Genomic DNA, 14740 nt, shown 5'->3' with positions numbered 1-14740 from the left:
TTGCTGATCGTTTATCTAATTTATTTTCACTTTAAGGAGGAAAAAATGAAAAAGAAAGTATTATCATTAGTACTTGCACTTATGATGATTTTCGCATTCTCAGCAACACTTACAGGATGCGGAAGTGGTTCCGGAGATTCAGACTTCAAGGTTGGATTCATCTGTCTGCATGACGAGAACTCAACTTACGACAAGAACTTCATCGATGCTGCTAATGCTGCATGTGATTCACTTGGAGTAGAAGCTGTTATCAAGACAAACATCCCTGAAGGTCAGGAATGCTACGATGCAGCAGCTGAACTGGTAGATGCAGGATGCGATATCATATTCGCAGACTCGTTCGGACATGAGGACTTCATGATCCAGGCTGCAAAGGACTTCCCGGATGTACAGTTCTGTCACTCGACAGGTACGAAAGCGCACACTGAAAAGCTTGACAACTATCACAATGCATTCGCTTCGATCTATGAGGGAAGATACCTCGCAGGCGTTGCTGCAGGAATGAAGATCAACGAAATGATCGAAAACGGAGACATCACTGCAGATCAGGCTAAGATCGGATACGTAGGCGCTTACACATATGCAGAAGTAGTATCAGGATACACTTCATTCTTCCTGGGAGCTCGTTCAGTATGTGAATCAGCTACTATGGAAGTAACATTCACAGGTTCATGGTATGACGAAGCTCTTGAAAAAGAAGCTGCAAACAAGCTGATCAACGACGGATGCGTACTCATCTCACAGCACGCTGACTCGATGGGAGCTCCTACAGCATGTGAAAAGAAAGGCGTTCCAAATGTTTCATACAACGGAAGCACACAGGAAGCATGTCCTAACACATACATCGTTTCATCAAAGATCAACTGGCAGCCTTACTATGAATATGCGATCAAAGCTGCTCAGGACGGAGAAGCTATAGACGCTGACTGGACAGGAACTCTGGAAACAGGATCAGTAGAACTCACAGATATCAACGAAGATGTTGCAGCAAAGGGAACAGCTGATGCTATCAAAGAGATAAAAGCTAAGCTCGAATCAGGCGAACTCAAGGTATTCGATATCACAAAGTTCACAGTTGACGGAAAGACAGTTGATTCATACATGGCAGACGTAGACACAGATGCTGACTACACTCCTGACACAGAAGTTATCAAGGACGGAGCATTCCTCGAATCCACATTCAGATCAGCTCCTTACTTCGATCTCAAGATCGACGGGATCACACTGCTTGATACAAAATTCTAAGCAAAGATAATATAATCAATATACCAGCGAAAGCCCCGGTCAAGCCGGGGTTTTCGTGGTAATGATACTTTTGCATATTGCAGAGTAAAGGGCAGTTTTTGAAGAAACGGCAGAAATCTGTTCGAAGCTTTGAAAATGTGTTTTTCTATGCGATATGAAGAAATGATATTTAACAGAAAGGTGTTGATCAGTTTGGCCAACAGAGAAGTGGCTGTGTCCATGAGGGACGTTACGAAAACATTTGGCACGGTAAAAGCCAATAACAAAGTCAATCTTGACATTTACCGCGGAGAGATCCTGTCACTGCTTGGAGAAAACGGCAGCGGCAAGACTACCCTTATGAACATGCTCTCCGGAATCTATTATCCTGACGGGGGCGAGATCTATATCAACGGTGAGCTCGCATCGATCCATTCGCCGAAAGAAGCGTTCGACTACGGCATAGGAATGATCCATCAGCATTTTAAGCTGGTCGATGTGTTCACTGCAGCAGAGAATATAGTGCTCGGACTAAAGGAAGAAGGCAGGCTGGATCTTAAAAAAGCATCCGAGAAAATAGCATCTATATGCGATATGTACGGATTCGATATAGATCCGGATCAGAAGATATACAATATGTCGGTTTCGCAGAAGCAGACTGTAGAGATCGTAAAGGTGCTTTACCGTGGCGCGGACATACTGATACTGGACGAGCCTACGGCAGTTCTCACGCCGCAGGAAACGGAAAAGCTGTTCGCGGTGCTGAGAAACATGAAAGCTTCGGGCAAGACAGTCGTTATAATCACACATAAGCTTCATGAGGTGATGTCGATATCAGATCGTGTTGCAGTGCTGAGAAAAGGCGAATTCATAGGCGAAATGATCACTGCAGAAACTAACGAGCAGGAAATGACTAACATGATGGTGGGCAGGGCTGTACAGCTCAATATAGACAGACCTGAGCCTGTAGACCCGAAGCCTCGTATAAAGGTGGAGGGCCTTACCGTCAGAAGTTCGGACGGGATACTCAAACTGGATGATGTTTCGTTCACTGCAAATTCCGGTGAGATCCTGGGTATCGCAGGCATTTCGGGATGCGGACAGAAGGAGCTGCTGGAAGCGATAGCGGGGCTGCAGCCTGTAGAACACGGGACGGTGCAGTACATCGGCGATGACGGACAGCCGGACGAGCTTATAGGCAAGGATCCGCTGCAGATCGCGTCGATGGGAGTTGCGCTTTCATTCGTGCCTGAAGACAGACTCGGTATGGGCCTCGTAGGCAACATGGACCTTACAGACAACATGATGCTGAGATCTTTCCGAAAGGGAAAATCGATATTCACGGATAGAAAAACTCCGAGAAAGCTTGCGGAAAAAGTCGTAGATGAACTGGAAGTCAGCACTTCCAGCCTTTCCACACCGGTAAGAAAGCTTTCCGGCGGCAACGTGCAGAAGGTGCTCGTGGGAAGAGAGATCGCATCGGCGCCTACAGTGCTGCTTTCCGCATATATAGTGAGAGGTCTCGATATAAATTCGTCATACACGATATACGATCTGCTCAATAAGCAGAAGAAAAAAGGTGTAGCTGTCATTTACGTAGGTGAAGACCTTGACGTTCTGATGGAGCTCAGTGACAGGATACTCGTCCTTTGCGAAGGAAAGGTCAGCGGACTCGTGGACGGCAGGACAGCGGACAAGAACCAGATAGGTATGATGATGACGAAGCTTGGCGGAGGTGAAGACAATGAGTAAACAGAATAAAGAGCCGCTTTTGCATATCACCAAGCGAAAAGAACTGCCTCTGGCAAAGACATGGGCGATAAGGATAGGCGCGATAATCGCGGCGCTCATAGTGTGTGCGATAGTCACGACGGCAATGACAGGACTCGATCCTTTCAGTGTTTTCGGAACGATATTTTACGGCGCGGTGGGAACCGAGAGAAAAATGTGGATCCTTCTCAAGGAGCTGGCGCTCCTTCTCAGCGTGGCGCTGGCGCTTACACCTGCGTTCAAGATGAAATTCTGGAACCTGGGTGGCGAAGGTCAGATACTGATGGGCGCATGGGCAACGGCTCTGTGCATGATATACATGGGTGACACGATCCCGAGCGGACTGCTCATACTGATATGCCTCGCGGCTGCAGTGCTGAGCGGAGCGATCTGGGCGATGATACCGGCGTTTTTCAAGGCTAAATGGAACACGAACGAGACGCTGTTCACGCTGATGATGAACTACGTGGCGATCCAGCTGGTCGCATATTTCGTAATGATATGGGAAGTGCCGAAAGGTTCGGGAAAAGTAGGCATCATAAATCAGGCTTCCATGTCGGGATGGCTGCCGTATATAGGCACGAACAGCTACCTGTTTGTAATAATATTCGTGGCGCTGATCACAGCCGGCATGTACATGTATCTCAAATACAGCAAGCACGGATACGAGATCGCTGTAGTAGGCGAAAGCCAGCGAACTGCAAGCTATGTCGGGATAAAGGTCGACAGAGTCATCATCAGAACACTTCTGCTGAGCGGAGCGATCTGCGGATTTACAGGATGGATGATCGTATCGGGTGTAGACCATACGATAACAACGACGCTCGCCGGAGGCAGAGGCTTCCTGGGCATCATGGTATCGTGGCTCGCACAGTTCAACGTTGTCGCGATGGTGTTCGCAAGTCTGCTGCTGGTTTTCCTCGAGCAGGGTGCTGGCGAGATATCGACGAGCTTCGGGCTCAACCAGTCCTTTGCTGATATACTGACGGGAATAATCCTGTTCTTCATCATAGGATGCGAGTTCTTTATAAATTACAAGGTGCATATCAGAAAGAAATCAGGAAAGGAGGAAGCGTAGATGTTTGATATAGTTTCATTTATACCGCGTGCGATAGTGCAGGGCATGCCGCTCCTGTTCGGATGTACAGGGGAGACTATCTCGGAAAAAGCGGGAAGTCTGAACCTCGGCATCCCGGGAGTGATGTATGTCGGGGGCATATGCGGCGTTATCGGTTCGTTCATTTATGAGCAGAACTGCAGCGGCGACCTCAATCCTTTCCTCGCTATCTTCATACCGATGCTGACATGCTGCCTCGGGTCACTGCTGATGGGGCTCCTCTTCAGTGTGCTTACAGTCACGCTCAGAGCTAATCAGAATGTTGTAGGTCTTGCCATGACTACGTTCGGAGTGGGTTTTGGAAACTTTTTCGGCGGATCGCTGATGAAGCTGACAGGAAGCTCGGTCCCTTCGATCGCCCTTTCACGTACGAGTGAGTATTTCAGCAGGACACTTCCGTTTGCAGATGATCTCGGGTGGTTCGGCAAGATATTCCTGTCATATGGGTTCCTGACATATCTTGCAGTTGCGATAGCTATAGTGACGGCATATGTCCTCGGACATACGAGGACTGGACTGCAGCTGCGTGCGGTAGGTGAAAATCCGGCAACTGCAGATGCGGCAGGCATCGATGTAAACAGGTACAAGTATTTTGCTATCTGTATCGGATGCATGATCGCCGGTCTGGGCGGACTGTTCTATGTAATGGATTATGCCAGCGGTGTATGGTCGAACGATGCGTTCGGAGACAGAGGATGGCTTGCGATCGCACTGGTTATATTCACACTGTGGAAACCAAACATCGCGATATTCGGATCGATACTGTTCGGAGGTCTGTATATCCTTCACCTGTTCATTCCGGGAGCTGGAATGGCGGCAAAGGAACTTTACAAGATGCTGCCGTATATAGTAACGATAGTCGTACTCGTATTTACGAGCATCAGAAAGAGAAGAGAGGATCAGCCGCCGGAAAGTCTGGGTCTGCCGTATTTCAGAGAAGACCGCTGACGGACGGGCATGCGAAGATCTGCTGTATAATAAAAATGATAAAAACGCCGGCTGCCGGAACGCAGCTGGCGTTTTTTGGTGGAAAAACACCCCGCCGGCTCGCACAATGACTGATCCGCTGTCTTTGCAGTGCTTTAGGCGGGGTGTGTATGATCGATAAGATCAACGGGGCGGTCAGGCTATTTGCCTTCGTATGAGATCACCGTGTCGATGGAATGATCGCCAAGCGCCTGACGGCCGTTGAGCCCCTTGAGCTCAAGCAGGCATACGATTTTTACGACTGACGCACCCAGCTGTTCGAACAACTGCGCTGCAGCATTCAGCGTGCCGCCCGTTGCGATCAGATCATCTATCAGTACGACCCTTGTTCCCGGCTTGACATCATCTTTGTGTATCTCGATCTCGGCTGTGCCGTATTCCAGCTCAAAAGATGCGCTCACCGTTTCTCTCGGAAGCTTGCCCTTTTTTCTGACAGGGATAAACGGTTTGCCTAGATTGTAGGCGATAGGCATACCAAACAGGAAGCCTCGTGATTCAAGTCCGGCTATGACGTCGAATTCGACGCCGTCGAGCTTTTCCTGCATCTGATCGACAGCGAGCTTCAGTCCGTCAGCATCGCCGATGACTGAAGTGATATCGCGGAATATGATACCCGGTTCAGGAAAGTCGGGAATGCTTGTTACATAATCTTTTACAGTTTTCATTTTATTGACCTCATTGCTGATAAATACTATATTTGTTTTTGAAGTGGAAAAGCGCACGCTTTCCGAAGTGAAAGCTCTCGAGGTTCCGCAAAGCAGGAAATCTATAAATTCCAAATACGGAAAACTTCGAAAAGTCTATGTTTTTCCAAACAAAACAATCGTACCACAGCACAGATGAAATAACAATAAGGAAAACAGGAAATACGTGCTACAAGGCGAAGGTTATGTGGTAGAATGATCGTAGTATCGATAACGGCACTGCCGTATGGAAAAAATGATAATGGAGGTAATCACAATGATATATGTACATCTTGCAGAGGGATTTGAAGAGGTCGAGGCTCTGACAGTCGTAGACGTGCTCAGGAGAGCAGAAGCCGATGTGAAGACGGTCTCGGTAACGGGCAGCAGAATGGTAACAGGAACTCACGGCATACCGGTCGAGGCGGATCTGCTTTTTGAAGATGCCGACTATGACAAGTGCGAAATGATCGTGCTGCCGGGCGGACTGCCGGGATCGACAAATCTGCAGGCGCATGAGGGTCTGACAGCCAATATCAGAGCCTTTGCATCAGCTGGAAAGAAACTGGCAGCGATATGCGCGGCGCCGATGGTCTTCGGTTCGTGCGGCATACTGGAAGGCAAAAAAGCAACGATATATCCGGGCATGGAAGAATACCTGACCGGAGCTGAGCCGACAGGCGAAGCTGCAACAGTGGACGGCAACATCATCACAGGCCAGGGACCTGCTCTTGCGATGGAATTTGCGCTTGCCATCGCAGAAAACGTGAAAGGAAAGGAAACGGCAGATGCGGTAGCCGAAGATCTGCTGTATGACAGAAAATGATCGATCTGGATAGATTCAGAAATGATATCCACAAGGTGGACCTCCACATACACACATACTATTCCGATGGGGAGTCGGGCCCGAAAGAGATCGTAAAGACCGCAGCCGAAACAGGCCGCAGGGCGATCGCGATAACAGACCATGACGGCACGGGCGGTGTGAAAGAGGCTGCAGCCGCGGGCAGGGAGTACGGTATCGAGGTGATTACCGGCATCGAGCTGGCAACGGAGATGGAAAACGGCACAGGTCTGCATATCCTGGGTTATGGTTTCGATCCGGACGATGCCGCTTTAAATGATGTGCTCACGGATCTTGCTGAAAAGCGGGATCAGAGGAACCGCAGGCTCATAAACGTCCTGAATGAGATGGGATTCGAAATTTCTCTGGATGAACTTAAAGTCGGCAGACCGGGAGGGTTCATCGGGAAACCGGTGATCGCAAGAGCATTAGCGGATAAAGGCTATATCAAAAATTACGAGGAAGCCTTCAAAGGCGATCGCTTTTTCGGGAGTCCTGAAGCGCGGGCGGTGAAAAAAGATAAGCCGCAGGCTGCAAAAGCGATACAGCTCATAAAGGCTGCGGGCGGGATCGCGGTGCTGGCGCATCCTGTACAGACGCGGCATATAGGTGATCCCGGTTCTGAAGAATTTTACACGAATATCGAAAAGATCATCAGGCAGCTCAAAACGCAGGGGATCAGCGGCCTCGAGTGTTACCATCCTGATCAGGATGCGGCACAGACGGAGAGATTCATCGAACTTGCGGAAAAATATGATCTGAGCATAACGCGCGGCTCGGATTTTCACGGAGCTGATTACAGGAACGCAAAGCCTACGGCATAAAATCAATAAAAATATCAGTTTATCGGCAGATAACAGGTATAAAAACTTCTTTCTGTGAATATATAAATAATATATGGGAACAATAACCCTGGAAAGTATTTCCTGAGTACGGCGTGGACCGTGACGGGAAATACACATGACACCTGCAGCGAGTATCGGCGAAAACCGCTTGCGAAAGGAAATTTCACAGAAGGAAGAAAGTTTATGAAAATCTTGAAAGAAAACACGGTGCCCGTCCCCCGACGGGGAAAGATGATTTTGACTGCAGCATTTACAGTGCTGATGGCTGCCTCTGTGGCAGCTGGTATGGCGACGGCGCCGGAAGAAACTGAGATCCCCGTGCTGCTTGCGAACGGAGAGGTGATAACACCTCCGTGGTATATAACGGTCGACGGAGAAAAGATCGCACTCGTCGATTCGCAGGAGACTGCGCAGGAGGTCCTGGAGAATGTGGTCTCCGGATACGATGACAGCGAGAACGAAGTGCTCGATATAGAAGTCAGGGAGGAAACCTCTGCTGAAGAAATGCAGATAAGGAACGGTGACGATCCTCCGGATATACTGACGGCAGATGAAGCCGAGAAAGTGCTGCTGAGCGGTGATTCCGGCGAAAGCTATCTCACGGTGGTGACGACAGAGGAGCAGACCAGACAGGAGCCTGTGGAATTCATTCAGGAGTACAAGCCTCAGTCCGATATGTATGTGGGCCAGCAGAAGGTCGAACAGGAAGGTCATGAAGGCAGACGCGAAGTGACCAGCAGGATAGTGAAGGAAAACGGGAAGCAGATCGAGGAAGAGGTGCTTGAAGAAGAGCTCCTTGAGGAGCCTCAGGACCGGATAATCCTGACAGGCACGAAGATATACGACGGATACGGCGGAGGCAGCTCGGATTACCGGGATGACAATGTTTCATATGATCCCGATGCGGTCTATGCAAAGCTGGGAATGCCGATAAGTCAGGTATATGTATCGTCGGACTTCGGCTGGCGCTGGGGCAGGATGCACAGCGGCACTGACTTTGCACTCGCACAGGGAAGCGACATATACGCTGCGGACGGCGGTACCGTGTATTTTGCAGGAAACTGCGGAGGGTACGGCAATCTCGTGAAGATAGATCACGGCAACGGCATGCAGACGTACTACGCTCACTGCAGCAGCATCCTGGTGTCTCAGGGACAGAAGGTCAGACGCGGAGAACGTATCGCGCTGGTGGGCTCGACAGGAAATTCAACAGGGCCGCACCTGCACTTTGAGGTGATAATAAACGGCAGCTGCGTGGATCCGAGAGGGTTCCTGTAGATCGCATCAGGACTTCTTTTTTAAGAACCTTGATTGTATTGAAGGCATAGATATGATATTATAAAAGACAGGTGTGATCACCTGTTTTTTAGTGTGAAATAAATCGGGAATTTGATGATAAAAGGGAATAGATAATGGCATTTTTCAGAGATATCAAAGAAGACATAAACGTGATACTGGAGCAGGATCCGGCGGCGAGGACCGGTCTGGAGATACTGCTCTGCTATCCGGGGATATGGGCGCTCATCTGGCACAAGCCGGCGCACTGGCTTTACAGGCACAATATGAAAATGCTTGCCAGGATAATATCGCAGCTGACGAGATGGTTCACTGGTATAGAGATACATCCGGGTGCAGTGATCGGAAGACGCTGCTTCATAGATCACGGCATGGCTGTCGTGATCGGAGAGACCGCGGAAGTCGGAGATGACGTCACCATATATCAGGGTGTCACGCTCGGCGGTACGGGCAAAGATACAGGCAAGCGGCATCCGACCGTAGGCAACAGAGTCGTGATCAGCAGCGGTGCAAAGGTTCTGGGACCTTTCAAGGTAGGCAACGATGTGAAGATCGGGGCGGGAGCCGTAGTTCTCAAAGAGATACCTGACGGCTGTACGGTAGTCGGCATACCGGGCACTATAGTCAGGAGACACGGAAAACCGGCAAGAGAACTCAATCAGGTCGATATGCCGGACCCTATCGCGGTAGAGCTGGAATGCCTGCGGCGACGTGTCGTTGAGATGGAAGCGATGTTCATGAAACAGTTCGGAGAAGAGACACACATAAAATGCGACGACGACTGCCAGTATGCGAATATTTCGAGAGAGATAAAGGACGGCAGGATAGACCATATATACGAAGAAGACATAGCAGAGGACGTCGAAGAGAGCATTGAGGAAGATGTAAAGAAACTGGAGGAGGAAATGGACTGACAGTCAGGCGAGTGATGACGGCAGTGACTGCAGGGCCAGCGTGATCGGAGGATAAAATGAAGATCTACAATACACTTACAAGAAGAAAAGAAGAATTCAAACCTATAGAAGACGGCTTTGTAAAAATATACGTGTGCGGACCGACTGTGTACAACTTTTTCCACATCGGAAACGCAAGACCGTTCGTAGTGTTCGACACTCTAAGGAAGTATCTCGAATACAGAGGATACAAAGTGAAATTCGTGCAGAACTTCACAGACGTTGACGACAAGATCATCAACAAGGCTAGAGAAGAAGGTGTGACTGCACCGGAAATCAGCGAGAAATACATCGAGGAATACTACAAGGATGCTGCGGCTCTGAATGTAAAGAAGGCAGATGTGCATCCGAAGGTTTCGGAGCATATCCCTGAGATCATCGACTTTGTCAGCACACTGGTAGACAAGGGGTACGCGTATGAAGTCAACGGAGACGTGTACTTTTCCACCAGAAAATTCGACGGCTACGGCAAGCTTTCACGTCAGAACATCGAAGACCTCGAGGCAGGCGCAAGGATAGCCGTAGGCGATATAAAGAAGGATCCGCTGGACTTTGCATTATGGAAAGCGCAGAAAGAACCTGACGAGATCGCATGGGACAGCCCGTGGGGCAAGGGCAGACCGGGATGGCACATAGAGTGCTCGGCGATGTCCAAGAAGCACCTCGGCGACACCATCGATATCCACGCAGGCGGACAGGATCTGCAGTTCCCGCACCACGAGAACGAGATCGCACAGTCCGAATGCTGCAACGGCGTGCAGTTCGCGAATTACTGGATGCACAACGGATACATCACTATAGATAACGAGAAGATGTCAAAGTCAAAGGGCAACTTCTTTACGGTAAGAGACATACTGAAGGATTACGACGGAGAAGTGATGAGATTTTTCCTGCTCTCCGGACATTACAGAAATCCGATCAACTTCAGCGATACACTGATGGAACAGGCAAAAGCCGGACTTGCCAGAATGGAAAACGCCAAGGAGAACCTGAAGCATCTGATCGCCAACGGAACAGGCGAGATGACGGATGCCGAGAAGGAGACGCTGGCAGGATACGATAAGTACAGACAGGAATTCATCGCAGCGATGGACGACGACCTCAATACAGCCGATGCGATCTCAGCTATATTCGAGCTGATAACTGCGATAAATACGGCAGTCAAGGACGGAGCGAGCAAAGAGTTCGCGCAGAAGAGCCTCGATGTGCTGATGGAGCTGGCGACAGTAGTCGGACTTCTGCAGAAGGACGATGAGAATGAAGTGGATGCAGAGCTTCAGGCGCTGATCGACGAGAGACAGGAAGCCAGAAAAGCGAAGAACTTCGCAAGAGCAGACGAGATCAGAGACATGCTCAAGGCAAAAGGCATCACGCTCAAGGATACTCCGCAGGGCGTGCAGGTGATCAGAGACTAGCATGAAAGTAGACGATATCAACGCGATCAACACGACCGCACTGGCATATATGGGCGACGCCGTATACGAACAGGCGGTCAGAGAGCATATAATAAGAAAAGGCTCATATCATGTGCAGAACATGCACAGGACAGCCATAAATTTTGTAAAAGCGGGAGCTCAGGCAAAGATAATAAAGACGATGTTCGATGATCTGACTGAGCCTGAACAGAAGCTGGTGAAGCGGGCAAGGAACAGGAAATCCGCGACTAAAGCCAAGAATGCGGATCCGATCACGTACAAGTGGGCGACGGCATTCGAGGCGCTCGTGGGATATCTTTATCTCGCAGATGAGGAGGAAAGGCTGCAGGCGGTGCTTTCCAGGGCGATCGAGATCGCAGAAACGGGGGAATAATGAGCAAGGCAGACAAGTTATTCGTAGATATGTGCAGCAGCATCCTCGAGGACGGATTTTCCAGTGAGGGGCAGACTGTCAGAGCCAGATGGGAAGACGGTACACCTGCGCACACGATAAAAAGATTCGGTATAGTCAACAGATACGACCTGCAGGAGGAATTCCCGGCGCTGACTCTCAGACCGACGGCGATCAAGTCGGCAGTGGACGAGATGCTGTGGATCTGGCAGAAGAAATCGAACAACATCAGAGATCTGAACAGCCACATCTGGGACGAGTGGGCTGACGAAAACGGCTCGATAGGCAAGGCCTACGGCTATCAGCTCGGAGTGAAGTACAGATTCCCGCACGGTGAGATGGACCAGGTGGACAACGTGCTGTGGCAGCTCAAGAACACTCCTTATTCCAGGAGGATAATGACAAACATATACAAGTTCGACGATCTGATGGAGATGGGACTGGAGCCGTGCGCCTACAGCATGACTTTCAATGTGACCGGCGACAGGCTGAACGCGGTGCTCAACCAGCGTTCACAGGACATACTCGCCGCAAACAACTGGAACGTGGTACAGTATTCGGTGCTCGTGTATATGATGGCTCAGGTCTCGGGACTCAAGCCGGGCGAGCTGGTGCACGTGATAGCTGACGCGCATATATATGACAGACATGTGGACATAATAAAAGAGCTGATATCGCGGCCGCAGTATCCGGCTCCGAAATTCAGCCTGAACCCTGACGTGAAGGATTTCTACGACTTTACAGTAGATGATATAAAGATCGAGGATTATCAGAAAAATCCTCAGATAAAGAACATCCCGATCGCGATATAGCATCGGAGCCGGTGGCACAGATGAAAGGATAAGGACTGGAGATAAGATGAAGGCGATAGTAGTTGTCGACAGGAACTGGGCGATAGGAAAAAACGGAGATCTGCTGGTGCATCTGCCTGGCGATCTCAGATATTATAAAGAAAAAACGATAGGCAATGTGATCGTGGTGGGGCGAAAGACGCTGGATTCTTTTCCCGGCGGCAGACCGCTCCCGGGAAGGACGAACATAGTCATGACGACCGATCCTGATTTCGAGAGGGAAGACTGCATCATATGCCATTCGAAGGATGAGGTCATGGAAAAGCTGCAGGCTTTCGATACGGAAAAGGTGTTCATCGCGGGAGGAGCAAATGTCTATGAGCAGTTCATGGACGACTGCGACGAGTTTTACGTGACGAAGATCGATGAGGAGTATGAAGCAGACCGGTTTTTCCCGGATCTTGATGCAAAAGGACTGCACGTTACCTGGGAGAGCGAGCCTCAGCAGGAAAAAGGCATTTCCTACAGATTCACGATATATTCCAGGTAAGGTCTGAAATGAGGTAGCATGGCAGAAACGATAATAGGCAGGAACGCCGTTCTGGAGGCGTTGAAAGGCAACAGAGAAATAGAGAAGATAACACTGGCGAAAGGCGCGGAAGGCTCGGTGAAGCAGATCGCGGCAAAAGCCAGGGACAAGCATATACCGATCTACTACAGCGACAAGGCGAGGATGGACAAGGCTGCGTCGGGCGGCGCTCATCAGGGCGTGATCGCAGTGGTTTCGGATTATAAATACTGCACGGTCGACGATATACTGGCCAGAGCAGCACAGCGCGGTGAAGATCCGTTTATCATCATACTCGACGGACTCGAGGATCCGCACAATCTTGGTGCGATAATGCGTACTGCTGAGTGTGCGGGAGTACACGGCATAGTGATCCCGAAGAGAAGATCTGTGTCGGTGACAGAAACGGTAGCGAAGACGTCGGCAGGCGCAGTCGAATACATGCTGTGTGCAAAGGTCACGAACATCGCGAATGAGATCGAAAAGCTCAAGGAAAAAGGCGTCTGGGTAGGCGCATGCGACATGGGACCGGATCTGTATTACAGGCAGGATCTCAAGGGGCCGATCGCCATCGTCATAGGCGCAGAGGGCGCAGGCATAAGCAGGCTGGTGAAGGAAAAGTGTGATTTCGTGGTTTCCATACCGATGAAGGGCAATATCACTTCGCTCAACGCATCGAATGCGGCGTCGATACTGATGTATGAAGTCGTGAGACAGAGGATGGATATATGACCAGCGGGTGCATGACTCGCGGTGAACAGGCATACTGCAAGTATTCTGACGACGAACTGGCTGTGATGGCTCAGGGCGGTGACATCAGTGCAGAAGAAGTCCTGATGAGAAAATACAAGGAGACCGTCAGGATAAAATCCAAGATGTACTACATGGCCGGTGCTGATGAGGATGACATCGTTCAGGAAGGAATGATAGGGCTCCTCAAGGCTATAAGACAGTTCGATCCTGAGCGCGAAGCGTCATTCGGAACGTTTGCAGGTATCTGCATAACCAGGCAGATAATAAGTGCGATAAGGGCAGCCGGACGCGACAAGCACAAGGCGCTCAACACATCAGTGTCGCTCAGCAATCCGGTGATCGACGATGAGGACGATATCACGATAGCCGATACGCTGAAGACGAATGTTGTCGAAAACCCTGAGGAACTGCTGGTTTTCAAGGATATAGCGTATTATATACTGCATAATGGAGACAATGTGTTCAGCAGCTTCGAGATGCAGGTGCTGAACGAGTTCCTGAAGGAAAATGATTTTGAAAAGATCTCGAAGAAGCTCGGAAAAAGCATAAAATCTATAGATAACGCGATGCAGCGTGTAAAGCGCAAAGTGATCGATTATCTGTGGAAATGATATGCGTCCTGAGTGTTTTGGCAGGAATGGAAAAGGGCAGATCTCCGGCGTGAAAACCGCTGATCTGCGGCATGTAAAATCAGCATTAAAGGCCTGTTGATTTAGTTGACAGAGTCTTTAAAATATAGTACCATAATGTATATTGGTGTGCTGCTGTAGCTCAGTCGGTAGAGCACTTCATTGGTAATGAAGAGGTTCGGCAGTTCAAGTCTGCTCAGCAGCTCCATTAAACTACGCAGGGGGACAGCTGGAAAGAAAAGAATAATGGAAATTCCGGCTTCGCAATTGCGAGGAGTATCGACAAAGTCCACTTCTGATACCAGATCGCCGAAGCGACTTTGTCCTTTTATTTTAATTAGGAGGAATAAAAATGGCAAAGCAAAAATTTGAAAGAACTAAACCGCATATCAATATCGGAACAATCGGTCACGTAGACCACGGTAAGACAACACTTACAGCAGCTATCACAAC

Annotated in this window: 16 protein-coding genes and 1 tRNA gene; 16 read left to right on the top strand and 1 reads right to left on the bottom strand. The window is 49.5% G+C overall.

Annotated elements, in window-relative coordinates:
* Positions 1-45: 45 nt before the first annotated feature.
* The 4 genes from OCV59_RS01435 to OCV59_RS01420 all read left to right on the top strand — a co-directional run bounded on the left by OCV59_RS01435 (position 46) and on the right by OCV59_RS01420 (position 5059).
* On the top strand, positions 46-1245 hold the full coding sequence (locus OCV59_RS01435) for a BMP family ABC transporter substrate-binding protein (RefSeq protein ID WP_147592551.1): 1200 nt from the start codon (positions 46-48) through the stop codon (positions 1243-1245).
* Positions 1246-1464: 219 nt separating this feature from the next.
* On the top strand, positions 1465-2976 hold the full coding sequence (locus OCV59_RS01430; RefSeq protein WP_394802987.1) for an ABC transporter ATP-binding protein: 1512 nt from the start codon (positions 1465-1467) through the stop codon (positions 2974-2976).
* Positions 2969-4072 carry an ABC transporter permease gene (locus OCV59_RS01425; RefSeq protein WP_147592549.1) on the top strand — a complete coding sequence of 368 codons (1104 nt, stop codon included), beginning with the start codon at positions 2969-2971 and terminating at the stop codon, positions 4070-4072. Before OCV59_RS01430 ends, OCV59_RS01425 begins: the two co-directional genes overlap by 8 nt.
* On the top strand, positions 4073-5059 hold the full coding sequence (locus tag OCV59_RS01420) for an ABC transporter permease (protein ID WP_147592548.1): 987 nt from the start codon (positions 4073-4075) through the stop codon (positions 5057-5059).
* A gap of 179 nt (positions 5060-5238) precedes the next feature.
* Here the strand turns inward: OCV59_RS01420 and OCV59_RS01415 are convergent, their stop codons facing one another.
* Positions 5239-5763, bottom strand: coding sequence for an adenine phosphoribosyltransferase (locus OCV59_RS01415; protein WP_147592547.1), 525 nt, complete (start codon positions 5761-5763; stop codon positions 5239-5241).
* Between the two features lie 295 nt (positions 5764-6058).
* Between OCV59_RS01415 and OCV59_RS01410 the strand changes: the two genes are divergently transcribed.
* The 12 genes from OCV59_RS01410 to OCV59_RS01355 form a co-directional block, all read left to right on the top strand.
* The gene (locus OCV59_RS01410; RefSeq protein ID WP_262584033.1) at positions 6059-6607 is read left to right on the top strand and encodes a DJ-1 family glyoxalase III; all 549 of its coding nucleotides are present in this window, start codon (positions 6059-6061) and stop codon (positions 6605-6607) included.
* Positions 6604-7449: a PHP domain-containing protein gene (locus tag OCV59_RS01405; protein ID WP_147592546.1), complete on the top strand. Its 846-nt coding sequence runs from the start codon at positions 6604-6606 to the stop codon at positions 7447-7449. Before OCV59_RS01410 ends, OCV59_RS01405 begins: the two co-directional genes overlap by 4 nt.
* 204 nt (positions 7450-7653) lie before the next feature.
* Positions 7654-8748 (top strand): peptidoglycan DD-metalloendopeptidase family protein, encoded by a 1095-nt coding sequence (locus OCV59_RS01400; protein WP_147592545.1) that lies wholly within the window; start codon positions 7654-7656, stop codon positions 8746-8748.
* 134 nt (positions 8749-8882) lie between these two features.
* On the top strand, positions 8883-9680 hold the full coding sequence (cysE, locus tag OCV59_RS01395) for a serine O-acetyltransferase (RefSeq protein WP_147592544.1): 798 nt from the start codon (positions 8883-8885) through the stop codon (positions 9678-9680).
* A 56-nt stretch (positions 9681-9736) separates the two neighbouring features.
* Positions 9737-11134, top strand: coding sequence for a cysteine--tRNA ligase (gene cysS / locus OCV59_RS01390; RefSeq protein ID WP_147592543.1), 1398 nt, complete (start codon positions 9737-9739; stop codon positions 11132-11134).
* 1 nt (position 11135) lies between these two features.
* Entirely contained in the window at positions 11136-11528 is a 393-nt protein-coding gene (locus OCV59_RS01385; protein ID WP_147592542.1) for a Mini-ribonuclease 3, read from the top strand.
* On the top strand, positions 11528-12358 hold the full coding sequence (thyA, locus tag OCV59_RS01380) for a thymidylate synthase (protein ID WP_147592541.1): 831 nt from the start codon (positions 11528-11530) through the stop codon (positions 12356-12358). The genes OCV59_RS01385 and thyA overlap by 1 nt, the downstream gene beginning before the upstream one ends.
* Before the next feature lie 46 nt (positions 12359-12404).
* On the top strand, positions 12405-12887 hold the full coding sequence (locus OCV59_RS01375) for a dihydrofolate reductase (RefSeq protein ID WP_147592540.1): 483 nt from the start codon (positions 12405-12407) through the stop codon (positions 12885-12887).
* A gap of 18 nt (positions 12888-12905) precedes the next feature.
* Positions 12906-13637, top strand: a complete 732-nt coding sequence (gene rlmB, locus OCV59_RS01370) for a 23S rRNA (guanosine(2251)-2'-O)-methyltransferase RlmB (RefSeq protein ID WP_147592539.1) — start codon at positions 12906-12908, stop codon at positions 13635-13637.
* A complete protein-coding gene (gene sigH / locus OCV59_RS01365) occupies positions 13634-14269 on the top strand; it encodes an RNA polymerase sporulation sigma factor SigH (RefSeq protein WP_147592538.1) in 636 nt (211 codons plus the stop codon). The genes rlmB and sigH overlap by 4 nt, the downstream gene beginning before the upstream one ends.
* Before the next feature lie 149 nt (positions 14270-14418).
* Positions 14419-14495: transfer RNA gene (locus tag OCV59_RS01360), tRNA-Thr, on the top strand.
* Positions 14496-14639: 144 nt separating this feature from the next.
* A partial coding sequence (locus OCV59_RS01355) for a GTP-binding protein (protein ID WP_147592537.1) occupies positions 14640-14740 on the top strand: 101 nt, incomplete at its 3' end.

The sequence above is a fragment of the Brotomerdimonas butyrica genome (assembly GCF_025567305.1).
GTDB classification, from domain to species: Bacteria; Bacillota; Clostridia; order Peptostreptococcales; family Anaerovoracaceae; genus Lentihominibacter; species Lentihominibacter butyricus.
This window is presented reverse-complemented; position numbering and strand designations above follow the sequence as displayed.